This window comes from Amycolatopsis sp. NPDC054798, assembly GCF_053611505.1.
In genome coordinates, this window is record NZ_JBSHAM010000003.1 from 99,674 (window position 1) to 124,456 (window position 24,783).

5 protein-coding genes are annotated in these 24,783 nt (G+C 72.1%); 2 read left to right on the forward strand and 3 right to left on the reverse strand.

Annotation, left to right across the window (positions count from 1 at the left end; genetic code table 11):
* Nucleotides 1-4 precede the first annotated feature (4 nt).
* The 3 genes from ACWGIC_RS03370 to ACWGIC_RS03380 are packed head-to-tail and all read right to left on the reverse strand — an operon-like array spanning nucleotide 5 to nucleotide 10,004.
* The gene (locus ACWGIC_RS03370) at nucleotides 5-1,174 is read right to left on the reverse strand and encodes a cytochrome P450 (protein ID WP_452074286.1); all 1,170 of its coding nucleotides are present in this window, start codon (nucleotides 1,172-1,174) and stop codon (nucleotides 5-7) included.
* Nucleotides 1,171-5,514 (reverse strand): type I polyketide synthase, encoded by a 4,344-nt coding sequence (locus ACWGIC_RS03375; RefSeq protein WP_452074287.1) that lies wholly within the window; start codon nucleotides 5,512-5,514, stop codon nucleotides 1,171-1,173. Before ACWGIC_RS03375 ends, ACWGIC_RS03370 begins: the two co-directional genes overlap by 4 nt.
* Nucleotides 5,511-10,004, reverse strand: a complete 4,494-nt coding sequence (locus tag ACWGIC_RS03380) for an SDR family NAD(P)-dependent oxidoreductase (RefSeq protein WP_452074288.1) — start codon at nucleotides 10,002-10,004, stop codon at nucleotides 5,511-5,513. The genes ACWGIC_RS03375 and ACWGIC_RS03380 overlap by 4 nt, the downstream gene beginning before the upstream one ends.
* A 200-nt stretch (nucleotides 10,005-10,204) precedes the next feature.
* Here ACWGIC_RS03380 and ACWGIC_RS03385 point away from each other — a divergent pair, with 200 nt between their 5' ends.
* Nucleotides 10,205-23,602: an amino acid adenylation domain-containing protein gene (locus tag ACWGIC_RS03385; RefSeq protein ID WP_452074289.1), complete on the forward strand. Its 13,398-nt coding sequence runs from the start codon at nucleotides 10,205-10,207 to the stop codon at nucleotides 23,600-23,602.
* Complete coding sequence (locus tag ACWGIC_RS03390; protein ID WP_452074290.1) at nucleotides 23,602-24,783, forward strand: macrolide family glycosyltransferase; 1,182 nt, start codon at nucleotides 23,602-23,604, stop codon at nucleotides 24,781-24,783. Before ACWGIC_RS03385 ends, ACWGIC_RS03390 begins: the two co-directional genes overlap by 1 nt.

The window sequence follows — 24,783 nt, forward strand, 5'->3', positions numbered from 1 at the left end:
GGCTTCAGTAAAGCTCGGCGGTGTCGGGAACGAACCGGACCGGCAGGGTGCTGTAGCCGGTCAGGAAGTTGGAGTGGATGCGCTTCGGTTCGCCGACGACCTCGAATCCGGTCGTGTACGTGCGAAGCGCCGACAGCAGCTCAGCGATCTCGATTCGCGCCAGCTGGGCGCCGACGCAGTAGTGCGGGCCGTAGCCGAAGGCCAGGTGTTTGTTCGGGGTTCGGCGGAGGTCGAAGCGGTCTGGGTCAGGGAAGATCGTCTCGTCTCGGTTCGCGGAGCTGTGCCACAGGGTGACGATGTCCCCGGCGGCGATGGGGTGGCCGGCGATTTCGGTGTCGGTCACCGCGGTGCGGCCGAAGTGCATCGCGGGGGTGGACCAGCGCACGATCTCGTCGGTCGCGGTGGGCAGGATGGCTTCGTCGGTGCGCAGCAGATGCCATTGCGCCGGGTGCCCGGCGAGGGCGCGGACGGCCTCGATCATGGACAGGCGGCTGGTTTCGTCGCCGCCGATGAGCAGGCTGTAGCAGTTGAAGACGATCTCTTCGGCCGACAGGTCAGTGGCGGCGAGAGCGGTGAGGACGTCGTCGGCGGGGGTGGCGCGCCGGTTGGCCAGCAGATCGGTGAAGTAGGCCAGGATTTCGTTGCGGGACAACGAAGATTCCAGCTCGTCTAGGTCTTGGTCGTCGGAGCTGAGGGCGCGTTTCGTGTGGGTCAGCAGGAAATCGTGGTCTGTTTCGGGGACGCCCAGGAGGTATCCGACCGTCGCGATCGGGATCCGGCTCGCTACGTCGGCGGCGAAATCGCAGTCGCCGCGGGTGACGGCGTCGGTGACCAGGGTTCGGGTGTTGCGGCGGACTTGGCGAGCAAGACGGTCGAGTGCCGAAGGGGTGAAGGCGCGTTGCAGGATTTGGCGCAGTTCCCGGTGGCGCGGGCCGTCGGTGACGGCGAGCATGCGGCCAGCCGCCGAGTCTCCCCCGGCCAGCAGGGTGACCAGGACGTTGCCGCGTTCGGACGTGTAGCGGGCGGCGTCGCGGTAGACGGCGAGGACGTCCGTGTGGCGCGACACTACCCAGAAGCCGTGCGGTTCGTGGCGGTAGACGGGGCGGTGTTCGCGGGTGGTGCGCCAGAACTCGGTGAGGTCGGACTCGAAGGTGCGGGGGTCGGCCAGGTTCATCGCAGCGCGGCGAGTTCGTCGGCGAGGGCCCGGATGGTGGAGTGGTCGAACAACGTGGCGGCGGGCAGGTCGACGTCCAGGTGTTCGCGGAGCCGGGTGAGCAGCTGGGTGGCTTGGAGGGAGTTGCCGCCGAGTTCGAAGAAGTCGCTGTCGAGTTCCAGGCCGGGGACGCCGAGGGTTTCTTCCCACAGTTGCAGCAGGGTTCGCTGCAGATCGGTCGCGTCGGCCAGGTCCTCTCGGACCACGGGCGCGAGGTGCTGGGCGGGGGCCGGGGCGGGAGGGGTTTCCATCCGCTGGGCGGCTTCGCGGCCGACTTCGGCGAGGCCGCGCGGGGCGGCGATCACCTGCGGGCCGAGGCGGGCGGCGAGGACCTGCCAGAGCAGGTCCAGCCCTTCGCTGGTGCGGAGGTACTTGCTGTGCGGATCGCCGGACGCGAGCATGCCGGTCTCGCTCCAGGCGTCCCAGTTGACCGACACGGTGTGCCGCGGGCCGGGCGGGCTGGCGTGGGCGAAGGCGTCGAGATAGGCGTTGGCGGCGAGGTAGTCGGCCTGGCCGTAGTAGGTGGGGACGAGGGCGGTGACCGACGAGAACAGCACGAGGAAGTCCGGGTCCTGGCCGAAGACGCGGTCCAGGATCTGGGTGCCGGTGATCTTCGGGGCGAGCACGGCTTCGACGTCCTCGCGGCGGCGGACCGCCATCATGCCGCCGCCTGGGCTGCCCGCGGCGTGGAAGATGCCGTCGATGCGGCCGCAGGTGTCGCGGATCTGGCGCATGGCGGCTTCGTCGGCCACGTCGGCGACCTGGACGAGAACGGAGCCGCCCAGGGCCTCGATCTCCTTGAAGCGCCGGATGGTTTGCTTGCGGATCGGGCACGGGCCTTCGGCGAGGTAGGTGTCCCAGTCGGGCCGGTCCGGGAAGCTGGAGCGGCCGACCAGGACGAGCCGGGCGCGGACCAGGCGGGCGAGATCCTCGGCGAGGGCCAGGCCGATGCCGCCGAGCCCGCCGGTGATCAGGTAGGTGCCGCGTTCGCGCAGCAACGCGGGCAGGGAATGCGGCGGGGTGCTCGGCAAGGGGCGGATGTCGCGGACCCAGCGGCGGCGTCCGCGCAGGGCGACCTGGTCGTCGGTGGCGGCCAGTTCGGCGAGCAGCTGCCGGGCGTCCGCGGACGGCGCGAGGTCGACGACGCGGCTGGAGAGGTTCGGGATCTCCTTGCCGAACATGTGGTGCGGGCCGAGGACGGTCGCTTTCGCCGGGGTGACCGGGTCGGTGCCGGTGACCTCGTGCAGGCCCGTGGTGAGGGTGGTCAGCGTGATCGGGACTGAGATCTGCCGCCGGGCCAAGGTCCGGCCGAGTGCGAGCAGGCTGTACAGGCCGTGTTCGAGGCTGTCCTCGTCCAGCAGCCAGGCGTGCACGATGCGGCGGGGTGCGAGTCCGGTGGCGGCGAGGTCGGTCAGCAGGGCGTCGTAGTCGGCGGGGTCGGAGGGGCGCAGCGTGTACCGGCCTGGGGCACGGCGGGCGAATTCCGTGCCGGGTTCGGCGCGGACTACCGAGGCTCCGGCGCGGCGCAGGTCGTCCAGGACGAGGTCGACGACCGGTGCGCCTGCGGTGAAGACCAGCCAGGATTCGCCGGGGATGATGCCGGCGCTGGTCTGGTCGAGGGGGTGTTCGGCCCAGGTCGGCAGTTCGAGCGGAGTGGTTTCGGCCGGTGGTCCGGCGGTGGTCAGCGGGACGCCGTACATCCCGGCCAGCGGCGGACGTCCGGGGTCCGGGTCGACCCAGGCGTGGACGCGTTGGTAGGGGTAGCCGGGCAGCGGCAGGCGGCGGCGCTTCTCCCCCGCCCAGAACGCGTCCCAGTCCGGTTCGGCTCCGGCGGACCAGAGGGTGCCGAGCGCGCGCAGCAGCAGGTCGGTGTCGGTGCGTTTGTCGGCTCGGTGCCGCATGGAGGAGACGATCGCCGGTGCGGTGCCGGTGCGGGTTTCCCGCCAGTGCAGGCGCGCGACGGTGGACAGCGCGCCGCCGGGGCCGACTTCGAGCAGGGCGTGTTCTTTGTTGTCCCACAAGGTGTTCAGGGCGTCGGCGAACCGCACCGGCTGGCGCAGTTGCCGGACCCAGTACTCCGGGTCGCGGGCCTGGTCGGCGGTCAGCCAATCACCGGTGACGCTCGAAACGACCGGGATTTCCGGCGCGTTGAGGTCGACGTCCGCGAGCGCGTCGCGGAATTTCGGGAGGACCGGGTCCATCAGCGCGGAATGGAAGGCGTGGTCGACCGGGAGCGGGACGCAGCGGATTCCCTTGTCGGTCAACTGGTTCCGGAGCTGGTCCACGAGCGGCACCGGCCCGGAGGCGACGGTGTTGCGGGCGCTGTTGACCGCGGCGATCGACAAGCCCTCCGGGAGTTCGGCGCGAAGTTCGTCCTCGGAGAGCGGGACGGCGAGCATCGCACCTGGCGCGGTGCTCGCCATGAGTTCGCCGCGCAGGCTGACCAGCTTCGCGGCGTCTTCGAGGCTGAAACATCCCGCGATGCAGGCTGCGGCGTACTCGCCGACGCTGTGCCCGGCGAGTGCTCGGGGCCGCACGCCCCAGGCGATCCAGAGCTGGGCGAGGGCGTACTCCACGGCGAACAACGCGGGTTGAGCGAGGGCGGTGCCGCGCATGGCGTCCTGCTGCAGGTCGATGCCGAGAAGGTCGGTGCAGCGGTCGAGTTCGCGGCGGAACACCGGTTCGTGTTCGTAGAGTTCGCGGCCCATTCCCGCGTACTGCTCGCCTTGGCCGGGGAACAGGAAGGTGAGCGCGGGCGGGCGGCGCGGAGCTGGCGGACGGCCGTCGGCGGCGAGTTCTTCCAGTCGTTGAGCCAGATTCTCGCCGGACGCGGCTGCCAGGGTGCGGCGGTGAGCGTGGGCGGCTCGGCCGCGGTGGAGGGTATGGGCCAGGTCGGCGAGGTCGGTGTCCGGGTGCGCGCGCACGGTGTCGGCGAGTGCGCGGACGGCGGCGTTGGCGGCGGCTTCGGTCCGGCCGGAGACGGTGATCAGCTGCCGGGACCGCGCGCTGGCTTCGGCGGGGACAGCCGGGGCTTCGGTGAGGACGATGTGGGCGTTGGTGCCGCCGATGCCGAAGGAGCTGACGCCCGCCACCCGGGGAGTCTGCGTCCAATCGCGGAGTACGGCGTTGACGAAACAGGGACTCGACTCGAAACCGACGGCCGGGTTCGGTTCGGCGAAACCGGCGCTTGCCGGGATTTGTCCATAGTGGACCGCCAGCGCGGTCTTGATCAGGCCGGCGATCCCGGCCGCGGAGCCGAGGTGGCCGATGTTGCCCTTGACCGAGCCGATCGGGACGCGCCCGCCGCCGGACAGCACGGTGGTCAGCGCCTCGACCTCGATCGGGTCGCCGACCGGGGTGCCGGTGCCGTGGCATTCGACGTAGCCGAGATCGGCGGCGGAGAGCCCGGCGCGGGCGAGCGCGGTCCGGACGAGTTCGACCTGGCCGGCGATGCCGGGCGAGGTGAAGGTGAACCGGCGGGATCCGTCGTTGTTGACCGCGGATCCTCCGATCACCGCGTAGATGTGGTCGCGGTCGGCGACGGCGTCGGCGAGGCGTTTCAGCGCGACGACCCCTGCGCCGGAGCCGAAGACGGTTCCGTCCGCGGCGGCGTCGAACGGGCGGCAGCGGCCGGTGCGGGACACGATGGCGCCCTCGTGCCAGAGGTAGCCGTGGCCGTACGGCAGCTGGACGTCCGCGGCTCCGGCGAGTGCGAGGTCGCAGTCGCCTTGCCGCAGGGATTGCGCGGCCAAGTGCACCGCGACGAGGGCCGACGAGCACGCGGTCGAGACCGCCAGGCTCGGGCCGTCGAGACCCAGGCGGTGCGAGACGTTCGTGGCCAGATAGTCGTTTTCGTTGCCTACACTCCACTCCAGGGACGCGAGCGCGGCGCGCGCGGCTGGGTCGCGGCTGACGTGCAGGGCACCGTAGAGGTTCGGGGCGGCGGAGCCGAACACTCCGGCCCGTCCGGGGACGCGGCCGGTGTCGTAACCCGCGTTCTGGAGCGCGGCGTGCGCGCATTCGAGGAACAGCCGGTGCTGCGGGTCGGTGGCCCGGGCCAGTTCCGGCCGGTAGCCGAACAGGTCGGCGTCGAACCCGGCCAGGTCGTCGACGAGCGCGGCGGCCCGGACGTAGCCGGGGTCGGCGATCCGGGCCGGCGGGACTCCGGCCGCGCGGAGTTCCTCTTCGGTGCGGAGCGCGATCGACGTGACGCCGCCGCGGAGGTTCTCCCAGAACTGGGCCGGCCCGTCCGCGCCGGGAAACCGGCAGGCCAGGCCGACGATCGCGATCTGGTCGCTCATCGTGCTCCCCGGTCGGTCAGGGTGGCCGAGATGGTGCGCACGGTCGCGGATTCGAACAACGCGCCGGAGCTCAGCGCGATGCCGTAGCGCTGTTCGATCTGGTCCACGATGTGCACGGCGGCGAGCGAACTGCCGCCCACGTCGAAGAAATCGTCGTCGAGGCCGATGTCGGGATTGCCGAGCAGGTCCGTCCACAGCTGCCGGACGACCTCGACGACCGGCTGCCCGGCCGGGGGCGGGGCGGGTTCGGCGGGTTCCGGTGCGGGCGGGCCGCCTAGGTGGTCGACGATCACCGTCGGGGGCAGATCCCGGCTGAGGGCGTCGAGGAAGATTCGCGCGCCTTCCGCTGGGTCCAGCTGCGGGTCGCTCTGCGCTGGCGCGGAGGGGGCGGCGGGGCGGGTGAAGTCGGTGCGGGGCACGGCCCGGAAGGTCAGCGACCGGATCGCGACGAGATGTTTGCCGGTCTCGGTGTCGTGCAGGTCCACGTCGACCACGCAGGTGGTGCTGGTCTGTTCGCGCAGCTGGGATCGGGCCGTGACGCGAGCGGTGAGCCGGTCGAAGACGGCCACCGTGCGGTAGCGGAACGGCACGAAGACGGCTTCGGCGGTGGTGTCGATCAGCGTGGCGGCCGCGACGTCGAGCAGAGCCGGGTGCAGGACGTGCTCGCGGAGGTCCGAGTGGAACTTTTCGGGCAGCTCCAGTTCCGCGACCGCCGAGTGTGCGTCGCGCCAGCTGCGGACTTCGTTTGCCCAGCGTGGGCCGAAACCGAAGCCGGGTCCGGCCGCCGTCGTGGGCTCGCGCGGGACCGCGCTGGGCCGCGACTGGTCGGCGAGCCGGGGTTCGAGGTCGGGGACTTCGATCAGGCCCTCGGCGTGCTCGGTCCACTCCCCTTGCTGCTGCACGGGTTTCGACCGCAAGCGGAAGCGATGACCGCCGGGGGCGGCGGAGACGGCGACCTCCACGAAGCGGGGTTCGGCGGCGGGCAGGGACCGCAGGATCAGCGTGTCGCGCAGGCCGACCGGCGACGTCTCCGGCAGGAGGGCGAGTTCGCGCGCGGCGGTGACGGCGAATTCCAGCATCGCCGTGGCGGGCAGCACCGGGACGCCGCCGAACCGGTGCTCGTCGAGCTGCCAGGTCTGTCCCGGCGCGATGACCACGCGGTGGCCTGGGGCGTCGGTCATGCCGGTGCGTTCCCAGGCGGGCCAGGCGATCGACAGGGTCCGGGGGTGGCAGAGCCGGTGGCGGGCGGCGTGGGCGTTGAGGAAGGCGTTGGCGGCGGCGTAGTCGGCGCTGCCGCGCAGGCCGGACACCCCGGCGTGGCTGGAGAAGTAGACCAGGAAGTCGAGGTCAGCGTCGGCCAAGGCGTCTTCGAGGGCGAGGGTGCCGTGGACCTTCGGTCGCAGCACTCTGTCCACTTCGGACCGGGAGCGGCGTTCGATCAGGCCGCCGCCCGGGATTCCGGCCGCGTGGACGACTCCGTGCGGGCCGCGGCCGAACGTACGCTCGACTTCGGCTAGCGCACCGCGCAGGGAGTCGGTTACGTCGGCTTTGAGCACCGCGACGGTGGCGCCTGCCGCTTCGAGCCGCGCGACCTCCGCGGTGCGGGTGGCGGAGCGGCCAATCAGGGCGAGCCGGGGGCGGAGCCCGGTGTCGGCCAGTGCTTGCGCGATGACCAGGCCTACTCCCCCGAGACCGCCGGTGATCAGGTAGATCCCGTTTTCCCGCAACGGACGTGGCTCGGTCGCGACGTCTTCGACCGGGACGATGCTGGGCAGCCAGCGGGTCCGGCCGCGCAGGGCGACGTGCGGTGCGGTCAGGGTCGCGAGTTCGGCGGCCAGCACCGACGGCACGGCGGCGGGACCGACGTCGATCAGCACGCAGCGGAGGCCGGGGATCTCCCGTTCGGCGGTGCGGGCGAAGGCGGGCAGCATCGCGCGGGCCGGGTTGAGCGGTTCGGCTCCGGTCAGGTCGACCGAGTTCCGGTGCAGGATGGCAAGGGTGGCCGGAACAGGTCGGTCGCGGAGGTGCTTCGCCAGGGTCTGGACGCAGGCGAGCACGCTGTAGAGGCCGGTTTCCAGGTCTGGCTCGGCGGTGTCCTCGACCCCGAGGGCGTGGACGATCAGATCGGGTACGGCGGTCTCGCGCAGTGCGTCGACGGCGGGCAGGTCGGTGGCGTGGTATCCGGCGGCGGCTGCGGAATCCGTTACCCATTGGGCGTTTCCGGGCCGGAGGACCAGTGCTCGCGCGCCTCGCACGGTGGTCGCCGGGGCCGCGCCTCCGGGCTGCCAGCGCTCGTGCAGCAATGTCCATCCGGCCGGTTTCGCCTGGTCCGCCGAGGCGGCTGGACCGTGGTAGCCGACCCAGTGCCGCCGCCGCTGGTAGGGATAGCCCGGGACGGGGATCCGGCGGGTGGAGCGCGGGGTGCGGGCGCGCCAGTCGAGGTTCTGGCCGTGGACCCACAGCGTGGCCAGGGCGTGGTTGAGACCGTGGCCGGAAAGCACGGGCAGGACGCTGGCGGACGTGGCGCCGGGGCCGATCAGCACTGTCAGGTCTGGCGTTTCGGTCCTTTGTGGACTCACCGCGGCGCCGGTCAGCACTCGTTCGGCGAGGGGTCTCGAGATCTCGCCCTCGGTGAAGGCTTGCGCTGCCAGGGTTCCGACGCCGTCTCCGGACACGCGCTTCGGCCTGACTCCCCAGCGAGTCAGGCAGGTGGCCATCGCGTGCTGGAGGACGAACACGATTGAGCGGGCGTGGTCGGGCGCGACGTCCTCCCCGGCGAGCCACCGGGCACGCAGCTGTCCGGCGAGGGGTTCGAGCGTGGCGAAAGAGGCGTCGCAGGCCTCGCGGAAGGCGGGCTCGGCAGTGTAAAGCTCGGTGGCCAGGCCGGGTTGCCACACCGACTCGTCCGGAAAGTGCAGGCCGACGCTGCGGGGGCGTTCGTCCGAGCAGAGCACGCCGGACGCCAGCTGGTCGAGGAGATCGTCGCCGTCGCGCGCCACGACCGCCGAGCGCACCGGCCGCGCGGTCCGGCCGACCTGGAGCGTGTGGGCCGCGGCGGTGAACAGGGCCGGGTCGAGGTCGGCGAAGTAGCCGCGGAGACGGTCGCGGAGCTGGGTCTCGGCGGTGCGGTCGTCGGCGGACCAGATGACGATCTGTTCCCTGTGCTCCGGCGGACTTGGCTCGGCTGGCGGGGCCTCTTCCAGGATGACGTGGGCGTTGGTGCCGCCGATGCCGAAGGAGTTCACGCACGCGCGCCGGGCTGAACCCGGCTGCCGGGGCCACGGCCGTGGCTCGGTCAGCACTTCGAAGGGCGAGCCGGCGAGGCCGAGTTCGGGGTTCACCGCGTCCACGTTGATGCTCGCGGGCAGCCGCTCGTGGTGCAGCGCGAGGACCGTTTTGATCACGCCCGCCACCCCAGCGGCGGCACCGAGGTGGCCGACGTTGGACTTCACCGAGCCGAGCAGGCAGGAGCCCGGCGGCAGGGGTTCCCCGGCGAGCGCGCGGAACGCCTGGGTCATCGCGGCGACCTCGGTGCGGTCGCCGATGGCTGTTCCGGTGCCGTGTGCTTCGAAGTAGGAGATCGTGCGCGGGTCGAGGTCCGCCGCGGTGAACGCGCCGGTGATGCAGTCGGCCTGACCGTCGGCGCTGGGCGCGGTGAAGCCGGTGCCGCGTCCGCCGTCGTTGTTGACCATCGAACCGCGTACCACGGCGTGGATGGTGTCGCCGTCGTACAGGGCGTCCGAGAGTCGTTTGAGGACGATCGCGCCGACGCCGTCGCCGAAGTTCGTGCCGGTGGCCGTGCTGGAGAAGGGGCGGCACGAGCCGTCCGCCGAGTTGACCCCTCCGGGGATGTGCAGGAAGCCGCGTTCGCTCTGCGGGTCGATCATCGAACCGCCGGCCAGCGCGAGTTCGCAGTCGCCCGCGAGCAGTGCTTGGCGGGCGAGGTGCAGGGCGACCAACGAGGTGGAGCAGGCGGTGCGCACGGTCAGGCTCGGCCCGGTCAGCCCGAGGCGCTGCGCGACGCTGGCCGCGAAGTAGTCGGGGTCGTTGTTGAACCCCACGGCGAGCCGGCCGACCGAGCGCAGCAGGCGGGCGTCGGGTTCGACGTGCTCGCTCGCGTACCGGTTGCTGCCCGCTCCGGCGAAAACGCCGATCCGGCCAGGGAACTCGGCGGGCACTTGCCCGGCGTGCTCCAGCGCGGCGTGGGTGACCTCGAGGAACACCCGGAACTGCGGGTCGCGGATCTCGGCTTCCCTCGGGGTGAGGCCGAAGAACGCGGCGTCGAAGTCGTAGGGTGCGTCGATGCGGGGACGCCTCCGCACGTAGCCGGGCATCGCCAGGCGCTTCGGGTCTTCTCCGGCGCGGAGGATTTGGTCGTCGGAAAGCTCGGTAATGCAATCCCGGCCGTCGAGAAGATTCCGCCAGAATTCGCTGAGGTCATTCGCCCCCGGAAACCGGACCGCCATTCCCACTACGGCGATCGGCTCCATCTCCACCCCTCACCGTTTCCGCTCCCGACCTGCGCAGTGCAGCACACTTCGCGACGTCCCGGCCAGCGTTTCGGACAGGGCCGAAGCGAACCGCGCGGGCGGCGAAGAAGCTGGCCGGAACTTGACCGGGCCAGGTCGCGGCCGAAAGAATGCGGGCACATCTCGGCCCCGCTCGGGCTCGCTGGCTTCGGGAGTTGCTCATGGCCGAACGGATCTGTCCCGCCTCGCACGAACAGGAACGGATCTGGTTCGCCAGCCAATTCGAGCCAAATTCCCCGGCCTATCACATCTCCGCGGCAATGCCGTTGCCGCCGGTCGCCTTGCCGCCGGAAAAAATCGAGGAACTGCTCGCGGCCGTCGCTGCCCGGCACGAAGCCTTGCGCACCTCGCTGTCCGCCGACGAGCACGGGGTGCTGCACCAGACGGTCCACGACAAGGTCGTGCTCGACGTCGAGCACGTCGATCTGCGCGGGCACGACGAGGCCGAGGCCGAGGCTCGCGACCTGCTGCACGAGTTGAGCTTGCGACCGCTCCCCTTGGATCGTGCGCCGCTGTGGCGCGCGGTTTGCGCGCGGCTGACCGACGAGAACTACTGGCTGTTGTTCGTGGTGCACCACGCAGTGTTCGACGCGACGTCGAGTGTGCTGTTGCAGTCCGAATTGGACGAACTGTGCGCGGCGTCGGCGGCCGGGCGACCGGCGGAGCTGCCCGAACTGGCCGCGCAGTACGCCGATTACTCGGCGCGGCAGCGTTCCGCTGGCGGCGACCGGGAGCGTCGGCTGGCCTACTGGCGCGAACAGCTCGCCGAGCTGCCGGCCGAGAATCTGCCCGCGGATCTGCCCCGGCCCGCGGTGCCCGGGCACGAGGCCGCGGCGGTGCCGTTCCGCCTGCCGGACGGGTTCCTCGACCGCGTGACGGCGGTCGGCCGCGAACTGCGCGCGACGGCGTTCATGGTGCTGCTCGCCGCGCATCACGTCCTGCTGGCGCGGATGTCCGGCACGGCGGACGTGGCCGTCGCCGTGCCGACTTCGAGCCGTGACCGGCAGACGCAGCCGGTGATCGGGATGTTCATCGACACGGTCATCGTGCGAGTCTCGCTTCCCACCGAATTGACCTTCGCCGAGGCGGTCGCGCGAGTGCGGGACGCGCTGTTCGACGGGTTGCGGCACAAGGGAATCTCGTTCCAGGAGATCGCCGAGGAGTTCAGCGCGGACGGGGCCGACCGGTTCGGCCGGCTGTCGCGGATCGCGTTCAACTTCGTGCCGTCGTCCGGGCACGAGTCGATCCACAACGGGTGGGCCCGCGCCGATCTCGCTCTTGAGCTGTCCACTGTGGACGGATGGCTGCTGTACCGGACGGATCTGTTCCGGCGGAGCAGCGCCGAGGCGCTGCCCCGGCGGTATCTCGGCTTGCTCGCCGCCGCGCTGGACGCGCCGGGCACCCGGCTGCGCGACCTTCCGCTGCACACCGGCGGGGAACTGGCGGAGGTGCTGGCCTGGAGCACGGGCGAGGCGGCGACCGCGCCGGAGTCGCTGTCCGATCTGCTCGCCCGCCACGCCGGGAACGCACCGCACCGCACGGCGGTGGAGGCAGCGGACGCCACGTTGACCTACGCCGAACTGCACGAACGGGTCGAGCACCTGGCCGGGGTGCTGGCCGCGCGCGGGAGCGGCCCGGAGCAGGTCGTCGGGATCGTCGCGCCGCGCTCGGCCGCCTATCTGACCGCCGTGCTGGCGGTGCTCCGGGCCGGAGCGGCGTTCGCCCCGATCGACGCCGCCACGCCGCCCGCGCGGATCGCGACGCTGCTGGCCGACGCCACGGCGACCTTGGCCATTTCGTCCACAGTGGACTTGCTGCCGCCGGGCAGTGCTCCCGTCGTGCTGGACGCGTTGGACGATCTGCCGACCGCGGCCGTGGACTGCCCCGTGTCTCCAGGCAACGCCGCCTACCTGCTGCACACCTCGGGGTCGACCGGCGAGCCGAAGGGCGTGGTGGTCGCGCGCGGGTCGTGGGCGCGGCTGGCGGCCACCTGGGCCGAGCGGCTGGGGCTGACCGGCGAATCGCGGGTCGCGCAACTCGCCTCGGCGGCCTTCGACGCTTCCGTGGCCGAGATCGGCGCCGCGGTGTTCGCCGGTGCGACGCTGGTGATCCCCGAGGTGCCGACAGCCGGTGAGGACCTGGCGCGCTGGCTCGACGAGCGAGCGGTCACCGAGCTTCTGCTCACTCCGACGGTCCTCGGCAGTCTCCCGGAAGGATCGCTGCGCAGGGTCCGGACGGTCTTCGTCGGCAGCGAGGCGTGCCCGACCGACCTGGCGGGGCGGTGGCACACGGACGGACGCCGGGTGGTCAATGCCTACGGGCCGACCGAGGCGACAGTCAGCGCGACGCTCTGGGACTTCGAGCCCGGTGCCGAGACACCGTCCGCACCGATCGGCCGCCCGCACCGGGGTGCCCAGGCGTATGTGCTGGACGCGGCGTTGAAACCGGTGCCTCCGGGCGTGACCGGGGAGCTGTACCTCGCGGGATCCGGCGTCGCCCGGGGGTATCTGGGACGCCCGGGGTTGTCGGCGGAGCGGTTCGTGGCCAGTCCGTTCGGGCCGCCGGGCGCGCGGATGTACCGCAGCGGCGACCTCGCGCGGTGGGGCCGCGACGGGCTGCTGGAATTCCGGGGCCGCGCCGACGACCAGGTCAAGGTGAACGGGATCCGGGTCGAGCCCGGCGAGATCGAGGCCGCGCTGACAGCGCGGGCGGACGTCGACCACGCGGCGGTCGTGCTCCGCGAGGGACGCCTCGTAGGCTACGTGACTGGATCCATTGTGGACACTGATGCGGCGCTCGCGGACCTCGCGCGCCGCCTGCCCAGTGCCCTGGTGCCGGGAGCGCTGGTCGTGGTGGAGTCGATTCCGTTCACGCGCAACGGAAAACTCGACCGGGACGCGTTGCCCGCGCCCGTCCCTACCACTGCATCTCGTACAGGTGCGGTGTCCGGCACGGCCGGGGTGATCTGCCGGTTGTTCGCCGAGGTGCTCGGGGTGGCCGGGGCCGGGCCGGAGGACAGCTTTTTCGCGCTGGGCGGGGACAGCATGTCCTCGATCCGGCTGGTGAACCGCGCCCGGAAAGCGGGACTGGCGTTCACGCCGCGGGACGTGTTCCGGCGGCGGACCCCGGCCCGGATCGCCGCCGCGATGTCCGAGAAACCGCACGAAGGACCGTCCCGCACCAGTTCCCGGCCGGAGGAACGGACGCTGGCCGACGTGTTCGCCGAAACCGCCCGGCGGCATCCGGAGGCCGCGGCGCTCGACGACGGAACCACGGTGCTGACCTACGCCGCGCTGGCCGAGCAGGCTGCGACGCTGGCCGAACGTCTGCGCGGGCACGGAGTCGGTGCGGGAGACCGGGTCGGCTTACGGCTTCCGTCCGGCACGGCTGAGCTGTACGTGGCGATCCTCGGCGTGCTCACCGCCGGAGCGGCCTACGTCCCGGTGGACGCCGACGATCCGGACGACCGGGTCGAACAGGTCTTCGCCGAGGCCGCGGTCAAAGCGGTGGTGCGGCAGGGCGGCCGGGTCGAGCCGCGCACCGCGGCCGGGGGCCGGGCGGACGGCGAGGCGTGGGTGATTTTCACGTCGGGTTCGACCGGACGGCCGAAGGGCGTCGCCGTTCCGCACTCCGCTGCGGTGTCCTTTGCAGACAGCGAGGCGCGGTTGTTCTGCGCTGGTCAGCCGCTCGGGCCGGGCGACCGGGTGCTCGCCGGGCTGTCGGTCGCCTTCGACGGGTCCTGCGAGGAGATCTGGCTGGCCTGGCGCAGCGGCGCCTGCCTGGTCCCGGCGGCCCGGGAGGCGGTCGAGGGGCCGTGGCTGCGCGAGCACCGGATCAGCGTGGTTTCGACCGTGCCCGCGCTCGCCGCGGCTTGGACGGCCCAAGATCTGGAGTCCGTGCGGTTGCTGATCTTGGGCGGCGAGTCGTGCCCGGCGGAGCTGCTCGACCGCCTGGCCGGACCGGACCGCGAGATCTGGAATACCTACGGACCGACGGAAACCACGGTGGTCGCGACGCTGTGGCGGCATCGGCCCGGCCGGGCGACGACGCCGACGGCTCCGATCGGCCGTCCCCTGCCGGGGTTCGCCGCGCACGTGCTCGACGCGCGATTGCGTCCGGTGGAGCCGGGCGAGCCCGGCGAGCTGTACCTGACCGGGCCGGGGCTCGCGCGGGGTTACCTCGGCCGTCCGGGGTTGTCGGCGGAGCGGTTCGTGGCCTGCCCGACCGGCGGGCGGATGTACCGGACCGGGGACCTGGTCCGCGAGGACGACGACGGCATTCTGCACTTCTGCGGGCGCGCCGACGAGCAGGTCAAGATCCACGGGGTGCGGATCGAGCCCGCCGAGGTCGAGGCGGCGCTGCGCGCCGATCCGGCTATCGCGCGCGCGGTGGTGACCGTGCGGGAGGACGAGCCCGGCAGGCGGCGACTCGTCGGCTACGTCGTGCCCGCGTCCACTGTGGACGTCGAGGCCGTGCTGGCCAGGCTCGCGGCGACGCTGCCCGGTGCGTTCGTCCCGGCTGACCTCGTTGTCCTGGACGAGATCCCGGCCACCCGCAACGGCAAAACCGACCTCGCAGCGTTACCGGCCCCAGCCCGGTCGGCGACGCCCACCACGCGCGCGACGACCCCGGCCGAGCAGCTGCTCTGCCAGGTGTTCGCCGAAGTGCTCGGGCTCGACACGGTCGGAGTCGACGACAGCTTCTTCGCGCTCGGCGGGGACAGCCTGCTCGCGATCGCCCTGGTCGGCCGAGCGCAGGCGAAGGGGGTCCGCTTCACGCCGCACGAACTGTTCCTGCGCCGCACCCCGGCCCGGCTCGCGCGGCTGGCCGGCGACCGCCGGACTCCTGCTGACTTCCCGTTGGCGCAGCTGAACCAGGCCGAGGTGGACGGCCTGCTCCGCGACTACCCGGGCTTGGCCGACATCGTGGCGCTGACCCCGCTGCAACAGGGTCTCGTCTTCCACGGCAGCTACACCGACGAGAACTACCGCGTGCAACTGGCGCTCGACCTGGACGGAGACCTCGATCCGGACCGGCTGCGCACCGCGCTGGACGCACTGGTCCGCCGCTACCCGAACCTCGGCGCGGCGTTCCCGGCCACCCGCGACGGCCGCCTCGTGCAGGTGCTCCCGGAACACCGCCCGCCGCAGTGGCGCGTCGTGGAGCTTTCCGGAGCGGAACCCGAGGCGGCGCGGATTTCCGCCGAGGAACTGCAGGCCCCGCTGGACCTCGCCCGTCCGCCGCTGCTGCTCGCCGCGCTGCTGAGGTTCGGCGAAGGCCGGTCGCGGCTGCTGCTGACTCAGCACCACGTGCTGCTGGACGGCTGGTCGACGCCGATCCTCATCCGCGAACTGCTCGCACTCGCCCAAGGCGCGGAACTGCCGCCCGCCGCCGACCATCGCGATTACCTGCGCTGGCTGGCGGAACAGGACCACGCGGTCTCGGCCAAGGCGTGGGCGCAGGCGTTGCGGGATCTCGACGGCCCGACCCTCCTTGCCCCGGAACGGCTGCGGGCGCGCACTGCCCAGCCGGACCAGGTCACCGCCCGGCTGCGGGCGGACGTCTTCGACGCGCTCCGGGAGCGGCTGCGCGGGCTCGACCGGACGCTCAACGCCGCGGTGCAGTCGGCGTGGGCGGTGCTGCTCGGCAGGCTCACCGGCAAGGCCGACGTCGTGTTCGGCACGACGGTGTCCGGGCGTCCACCCGAACTGGAGCACGCGGACCGCATGGTCGGGCTGCTGATCAACACGATCCCGGTCCGGGTCCGGTGTTCGCCGCACGAACCGCTGGCCGGGCTGCTGCGCCAGGTCCAGGACCAGCAGGCGGATCTGCTGGAGCATCAGTATCTCGGCCTCGCCGACATCCAGCGCTCGGCCGGGCACGGGGTGCTGTTCGACACCGCGACCGTCGTCGAAACCTATCCGGACATGGGCGGGCTCGGCCGCAGCGGCGAACTGGCGGTCACCGGCTTCGGCAGGCAGGAGTCGACGCACTACTCGCTCTACCTCTACGTGATTCCCGGGCGAGAGCTGACCGTCGAACTCGCTTACCGGCCGGACGTGCTCAGCGCGGACACCGCGACGGAGATCGCCGAGAGCTTCGTCCGCCTGCTGACGGCGATCGCCGAGCAGCCCGCGCAACCGACCGGGGCGATTCGGCTGCTGGCCGACGACCGTGCCCAGGCGTTGCTCGCCACCGGAATCGGCAGTCCCTCGCCCGCACCGTCGTTCGATCCCATCTTGGCCCCGGACACCGACCGGATCGCCGTGCGCGACGCGCGGGGGCAACTCACCTATCGCGAACTCGACGCGGCGGCGAACCGGTTGGCGCGCTTGCTGATCGAGCACGGCGCAGGTCCGGAAAGGACAGTGGCGGTCGCGATCCCGCCGTCCGCGGAGTATCTGACCGCCCTGCTCGCGATCACTCGCGCAGGCGCGGCCGCACTCCCCCTCGACCTGAACCATCCGCTGCAACGCCGCCAGTTCATGGTGGAAGACGCCCGCCCGCTGCTGACCCTCGGCACCGCGACGACGCTCGCCGGAATCCCTGGCCCGCACCTCGTTCTGCCGCACACGATCGAACATCCGGGCACGCGTCCGGTCGAACGCGCGACGCCGCAACATCCGGCGTTCCTCTTCTACACCTCAGGTTCTACCGGCACGCCAAAGGCGGTCGTCACCACCCGGGCCGCGGTGGCGAATGCCGTCGCCGCCTTCGTGACCGGCTACCGCCTCGACGCGGACGCCCGGATGGCGCACACCACCTCGGCCGCGTTCGACATTTCGGTCGCGGAACTGTTCGCGCCGCTGGCCGCGGGAGCGACCGTGGTGATCCCGGATTCCAGCGTCCCGCGCGCCGGGGCCGGGCTCGGCGATTGGCTGCGCGAAGCGGAGATCAGCCACGCACAGCTGGTGCCGACGGTGCTGGGCACGATCCCGCCCGAGGCGGCGGACGGGCTGGCCACGGTGATCGTCGGCGGCGAGGCGTGCCCCGGCGAACTGGTGCAGCGATGGAGCGAAGGCCGCACGATGGTCAACGCCTACGGTCCGACCGAGGCGACGATCTGGGCGACGCTGTGGGATTGCGAACCCGGCTCGGCCGTCGCCGCGATCGGGCGGCCGATGCCCGGCGTGCGCGTCCTCGTCCTGGATTCGGCGCTGCGCCCGCTTCCGCCGGGGATCACCGGCGAGCTGTATCTGGCCGGAGACTGTCTTGCCCGCGGTTACGGCGGCCGGCCAGCGTTGACCGCCGAGCGCTTCACGGCTTGCCCCTACGGCCCGCCGGGCGCGCGGATGTACCGGACCGGCGACCTGGCGCATTGGGATTCCGGCGGAACGCTGCACTACGACGGTCGCACGGACGGCCAGTTGAAGGTCAACGGCGTGCGGGTGGAGCCCGGCGAGATCGAAGCGGCCCTCCTGGCGCATCCGGGCGTCGACCAGGCCGTCGTGGTTACCGTCGAGAAGCGCCTGATCGCTTATGTAGTGCCCGAAATCGACACCGCAGGGGTTCGGGAGCATCTCGCCCGGGTGTTGCCGCAGGCTGTCGTGCCCGGGGCGATCGTCGCGCTCGGCGAGCTGCCCCGGCTGGCCAACGGCAAGATCGACCGCGCCGCGCTCCCCCGACCGGCCCGGCCCGAGTCCCGTCGTCCGGCTGATGCTCGCGAGGCGACGCTGTGCCGGATCTTCGGCGAGGTGCTCGGCACGACCGGCGTCGGCGCGGACGACGGGTTCCTGGACCTGGGCGGGGACAGCATTTCCGCGATCCAGCTGGTGACCCGGGCGCAGGCCGCCGGGCTCGGGTTCACGCTGCGCGACGTGTTCCGGCACGGCAGTCCGGCCGGGCTCGCCGCGGTGGCACCGGTCGGGGCCAGCGCCGAGCCGAGCGGCGGGACCGTGCCGCTGACGCCGGTGATGCATTGGCTGGCCGAAACCGGCGGCGACATCGACCGGTTCAGCCAGTCCGCGTTCGTGCACACCCCGGCCGGGCTGACCGAGGCTCGGCTGGCGCGGGCGCTGGAGCAGGTCCTCGCGCGGCACGACATGTTGCGGATGCGGTGGGCGCGAGGGTCGATCGACCTCCAGCCGAGCGCGGAGAACTGCCTGCGCCGGGTCGACGTCACCGGTCCGGACGCCGAAGCGCTCGTGCAGGCGGAAGCCGCGGCGGCCGGGGCTTCGCTCGCGCCGGAGCAAGGCGTGATCGTCCGCGCGGTCTGGTTCGACGCCGGGCTCGCCCGCCGGGGCAGCCTGCTGCTCGTCGTGCACCACCTGGCGGTCGACATCGTGTCCTGGCCGATCCTGCTGTCGGATCTCGCCGCTGCCTGCGAGGCTCCGGGTACGCCGCTGCCGCCTGTGCCGACCTCCTTCCGGGCCTGGGCCACGCGGCTGCAGGAGGAAGCCCGGTCCCCGCGCCGGGTCGCGGAACTGCCGTATTGGAACTCGGTCGTGACAGGGACTGGTCCGGCGATCACCACCGGAAGCCTGGACCGGAACCGCGACACCTTCGGCGCGGCGACGCATCACACCGTGTCGCTGCCGGCAGACACCACCCGCGCCGTGCTCGGCCCGGTGTGTGCGGCCTTCCACGCCTCGGCGGAGGACGTCCTGCTCACCGCGCTGGCGGTCGCGGTCGCCGACTGGCGGGAGCGGAAAGGCTTGCCGCGCACCGCCTTCCGGGTCGATGTGGAAGGCCACGGCCGCGCGGACCTCGACGCCGCGATCGACCTGACGCGCACGGTCGGCTGGTTCACCAGCATGCGCCCGGTGCGGCTGGACCCCGGCCCGCTCCGGTGGGACGACCTCTGGTCCGGCGGCGCGGACGCGGGCGCGTGCCTGCGGCGGGTCAAGGAGCAGGTTCGCTCCGTGCCGGGCCAGGGCCTCGGCTACGGGCTGCTCCGCTACCTCAATCCGGACACCGCGGCCACGCTCGCCGCCGCCCCGGCGGCCCAGATCGCGTTCAACTACCTGGGCCGGTTCACGCCGTCCGCCGAGGCGGATTGGGCCCCGGTGACCGGCTACAGCGCGCTGACCGCCGAGGTGATCGCCGGCGGGTCCGGCAACCGGCAGCCGCTGGGGCATCCGCTGCTCGTCGACGCCCACGTGACCGAAGGCCCGGGCGGCCCCGTGCTCGGCGCCACCTGGACCTGCGCCCCGGCCCTGCTGTCCGGAAAGGACGTTCAGGACCTCGCGGCGAGCTGGACCCGGGCGGTGACCGCGTTGGCCGACCACGCCCGGATTCCCGGCACTGGCGGGCACACGCCGTCGGACTTCCCGCTGACTCCGCTGCGTCAGTCCGATGTGGACCGAATCGCGGCGGAGCACCCCGGGTTCACCGACATCCTCCCGCTGACGCCCCTGCAACGGGGCTTCGTGTTCCACGCCAACCTGGACAGCACCGATCTTTACCGCATGCAGCTCAGCCTCGATCTCACCGGCGAGGTGGACGCTTCTCGGCTGCGATCGGCGCTGACCTCGGTGCTGGAGCGGCATCCCCAGCTGCGCGCCGCGTTCCCGACGGTCAGCTCGGGCGAGCCGGTCGCGGTGATTCCCGCCTTGACGGAGCCGGAGTGGGCCGAGGCGGAGCTGTCCGACGAGGACGCGGCAGATGCACTCGCCGAGGCCGCGCAGGCCCGCCCGTTCGACCTGGCCACGCCGCCGTTGCTGCGCGCTTTGCTGGTGCGGCTGCCCGGACGGAACCGGCTGGTGCTGACCTACCACCACGTCCTGCTGGACGGCTGGTCGATCCCGCTGCTGCTGGACGAACTTCGCCGCGGGTACGCCGGAAACCCCCGTGCCTCGGTGACGGAGCTGCGCGACTACTTCGACTGGCTCGGCGAACGGGACCGCGAGGCGGCGGTCCGGGCGTGGCAGGCTTCCCTCGACGGCCTCACCGGCCCGACACTGATCGCCGACCGGCGCGCTGCCGCCGCTCCGGTCGAGATCACGACTTCACTGTCCACTGAGGACTACACCAGGTTGTCGGCGCGGCTGCGGCAGCTCGGCGTCACGCTCAACACTGCCGTGCAGGGCGCGTGGGCGATCCTGCTGAGCGAGCACACCGGCCGCACCGACGTCGTGTTCGGCACCACCGTGTCCGGACGGCCGCCGGAACTCCCCGCGGCGAACGAGCTGATCGGCCTGCTGATCACCACACTCCCGGTGCGCGTGCGGCTGGCCGCCGACGAGCCGCTCGCCGGGTTTTTGCGGCGGCTCCAGCGCGAGCAGGCGGACCTGTTCGAGCACCAGTACCTCGATCTCGCGGAGATCCAGCGGATGGCCGGGCACGGCGAACTGTTCGACACCGCCACGGTGGTGGAGAACTACGCCGGCGCCCAGGAACTCCGCGACGGCGACGCTCTTTTCACCGCAGTGCGCGGCCGGGAATCGACGCATTACCCGCTCGACCTGACCGTCCGCCCCGGCGCGGAACTCGGCGTCCGGCTGGCTTACCGGCCCGATGTCGTCCCGGAAACGACAGCGAACGACCTGGCCGCGCGCTTCCGCCAACTTCTGCTGGCAATCTCGGCCGAACCCGAGCGCATCCTGCGGCCGACGCCGACCCTCGCGGAGTGGTTCGGCCGGATCGCCGCCCGGCACGCGGACCGGCCCGCGGTCTCGGACGCACGGACTTCCTGCACCTACGCGGAGTTCGACGCGGCAGCCAACCGGCTCGCGCATCTGCTGATCGCCCGCGGCGCGGGACCGGAGCGGACCGTCGCGGTCGCTGTGCCGCGCGGAGCCGATCACGCGCTGGCGATCCTGGCGGTGCTCAAGTCCGGGGCGGCCGTGCTGCCGGTGGACACGGCCTACCCGGCCGAGCGGATCCGGTTCATGCTCGCCGATTCCCGGCCGGTGCTGACCCTGGCGCACCAGGAATCGGACACTCCGCACCTCAACCTCGCCGATCCCCGAACCGCTGAAACCCTTGCCGCGCAGCCGGATACGCTGCCGAAAAGCGGGGTACGGCCGCTGAATCCCGCGTTCGTGCTCTACACCTCGGGTTCGACCGGAACCCCGAAGGCGGTGTCCGTCCCGCACGCAGCGGTCGTGAGCATGGCCGCCGCGCAAATCGAGGCGTTCGCGGTCGACGCGGACTCCACGGTCTCCCAGCTGTCGTCGCCAAGCTTCGACGCGGCGATTTCCGAACTGTGCACGGCGTTGCTGTCCGGCGCACATCTGGTGCTGCCCGGCCCGGAGGTCATCCTGGAAGGTCCTTCGCTGGCCGAGTGGATCACCGAACACGACATCACGCACGTACAGCTCGCTCCGGCAGTGCTCGCGACCGTCCCGGCGGACAGTCTTCCGCGAGTGCGCACCCTGGTCGTCGGAGGCGAAGCCTGCCCGGGGACGCTGATCGAGACGTGGGCGCGGGACCGCCGGATGGTGAACACCTACGGTCCGGCCGAGGCGGCCGACACCGTGACGCTGTGGCCCTGCTCCCCCGGTTCCGGCCATGCCGTCGCACCGATCGGCCGCCCGATCCGGGACACCGAAGTGTTCGTGCTGGACTCGCGGCTGGCTCCGGTCGCGCCCGGCGCGGTCGGCGAGATCTACGTCGCCGGCCCCGGCCTCACCCGGGGCTACCTCGGTCAGCCCGGGCTGACCGCGCAGCGGTTCACCGCCTGCCCGTTCGGCCCGCCCGGCACGCGGATGTACCGCACCGGCGACCTGGGCCGCTGGGACACCGGCGGTCTTCTGCACTACGAGGGACGGGTCGACGACCAGGTCAAGGTCAACGGGATCCGGATCGAACCGGGCGAGGTCGAGGCAGCGCTGACCGGGCACCCGGGTGTCGGCCAGGCCGTGGTGGTGCCGGACGACGGGCGGCTGATCGGCTACCTCGTGCCCGCGCCGGGAGCCGCGGTCGATCCGGCCGCCATACGGGCCGGGCTGGCGGCGAGGCTCCCGACCCATCTGGTGCCGTCCACGCTGCTCGTGATGGCGCAGATTCCGCGCACCGCCAACGGAAAGATCGACCGTTCGGCGCTGCCGAAGCCCGCCGTTGCCCGGCAGACGCCTGCCCCGGCGAGCCGGGCTCCGCGCACCCCGCACGAGCGGATGCTGTGCGAGGTCTTCGCCGACACTCTCGACCGGCCGGCAGTCGGCGTCGACGAGGATTTCCTCGCCCTGGGCGGGCATTCCCTGCTGGCGATGCGGGCGGTTTCCCGGATCCGGGATCTGCTCGGCGTCGAACTGGCCGTTCGCGAGCTGTTCGACCACCCGACCGCCGCCGGGCTCGCCGCGCGGGTGGAGCAGGCTCGACCCGCCATGACGGCACCGCTGGAACGGCAACAGCTTCCGGAACGAATCCCGCTGTCGCACAGCCAGTTCCGGTTCTGGGCGCGAGACCAGCTGCACGGGCCGACCGCCACCACCGTGCTCCCGCTGGCCCTGCGGCTGCCGGAGCTGGACGAACCCGCGATGACCGCCGCGCTGACCGATCTCGTCGCGCGGCACGAATCGTTGCGGACGGTCTACGACGTGCACGAAGGCCAGCCGTACCAACGCATCCTGGACCCTGCGCCACCGCAAGTCCGGCGGCTCACCGCGACCGCCGCCGACCTCGATCGCGTGCTGTCGGAAGCGGCGGCCGAACCGTTCGACCTCACGCGGGAGCCACCGCTGCACGCGTATCTGATAACCGGCGGAGAGCCGGTTCTGCTGCTGGTGCTCCCGCATGTCGCCGCGGACGGCTGGTCGCTCGACGTGCTGTCCCGCGACTTCCGGCAGGCCTGCTCCGCCCGGTGCGCCGGGATCGCGCCCACGTGGCCGTCGCTTCCGCTGCGGTACGCGGATTATGTGGTGTGGCAGCGTGATCTGCTCCCGGAGGCACAGCTCGCCCATTGGCGGACCACGCTCGCCGGACTGCCCGCCGAAATCCCGCTTCCCGCCGACCGGCCGCGCCCGGCCGTCCGAACCGGCCGGGGCGGGACCGTGCTCGGCCGGTTTGACGCCCGGCTGCGCGAGGGCCTGACCGCGGTGGCCAGAGAATGCGGGGCGAGCCTGTTCATGGTGCTGCACGCGGGCTTGGCCGCCCTGCTCACCAGCCTCAGCGGGGCCACTGACCTGCCGCTGGGCACGCCGATCGCCGGACGCCCGCGCCCCGAGCTGGACGATCTCGTCGGGTGTTTCGCCGACTGCCTGGTGCTGCGCACGAATACCGCCGGGGACCCGTCGTTCCGGGAGCTGGTGGCCCGGGTGCGCGAGGTCGACCTGACCGCTTACGCCAACCAGGACGTCCCGTTCGACCGGCTGGTGGCGGAACTCGGCGCGCGGACGCCGGACCGGCATCCGCTGTTCCAGGTCCAGCTGGCGCTCCAAGACCTTCCGGTCGGCGCGGACCGCAACGGCGAGCGTCCGGTCGCCATCGGCACCGATTCCCACGACCACGACCTGTACCTGGAGTTTCAGGAGGCACGGAACGAACTGGACGCCTACCTGCACTACTCCGGAGACCTGTTCGACCGTGCCACCGCCGCCAGGTTGCTCGACCAGCTGCGGGCGCTGCTCACCGCGGCCGTCGACGCTCCCGACGCTCCGCTGTCCCGGCTGGGGTCGTGATGGCGCATCTGTGCATGGTGAATCTGCCGTCCTACGGCCACGTGCTGCCGAGCCTGGAGGTGATCCGGGAACTCGTCGCCCGCGGGCACCGGGTGAGCTACGCCAACGATCCCGCGTTCGCCGACGTCGTCACGGGCGCCGGCGCGAACTTCGTGCCGTACCGGTCCACTCTTCTGTCCTATTTGGATGGACGCACGGAGTGGCCGTCCGACGAGATCGCGCACCGGGACCTGTTCCTCGACGACGCGATCGCGATGACCCCGCAGCTGCGGGAGGCGTTCGACCGGGACCGGCCCGATCTCGTCCTCTACGACCAGGGCGTCGGCGCCGTGCGCGTGCTGGCCGAGCACTGGCACGTGCCGCACGTGATGTTCTCGCCGAACACCGTTCCCGACCGCAGCGACGAAGAACTTCTCCGCGAATTCGAGGAACGACGGCGTGATCCGCGCTTCTCCGGCCACTACGAACGGTGGGCGGAGTGGTTGCGCGCCAACGGAATCCCGTCCGGCTACCTGGGCCGCCCGGCGCGGGAGCTGGCCCTGATCCCGCGGGTGCTGCAACCGAACCCCGACCGGGTGGATCCCCGCCGGACCACGTTCGTCGGACCCTGTTTCGGTTCCCGCTCAACGGCTCCCGAGTGGCAGCCTCCCGCCGGGGCGGAGCGAGTGCTGCTCGTGTCGCTGGGGTCGACGTTCACCGGGAAGCCGGACTTCTACCGCGAGTGCGTCGCGGCGTTCGGCGATCTGCCGGGGTGGCACGTGGTGCTCCAGATCGGCAAACACGTCGATGCGGCCGCGCTCGGTTCCGTGCCCGGCAGCGTCGAGGTGCGGGATTGGGTGCCGCAGCTGGCGGTGCTGGAGAAGGCCGCCGCGTTCGTCACCCACGGCGGGATGGGCGGATGCGCGGAGGGCTTGTTCCACGGGGTGCCGATGATCGCCGTCCCGCAGGATCCGCACACCGATCAGCCGGACAACGCCGACGCACTGGTCCGGCTCGGCGTCGGCCTGAGGATCGACCCGAGCCACGCGAGCGCGGAAGCGCTGCGGGAGAGCTTGCTGGAGCTGGTCGGGACACCGGAGGTCGCGGACCGGCTGGCGGAGGTCCGCGCGGAGCTGATGGCGGAGGGCGGGACTGAGCGGGCCGCTGACCTGATCGAGGCGGAGCTGGCGGGTTCAGCTTGA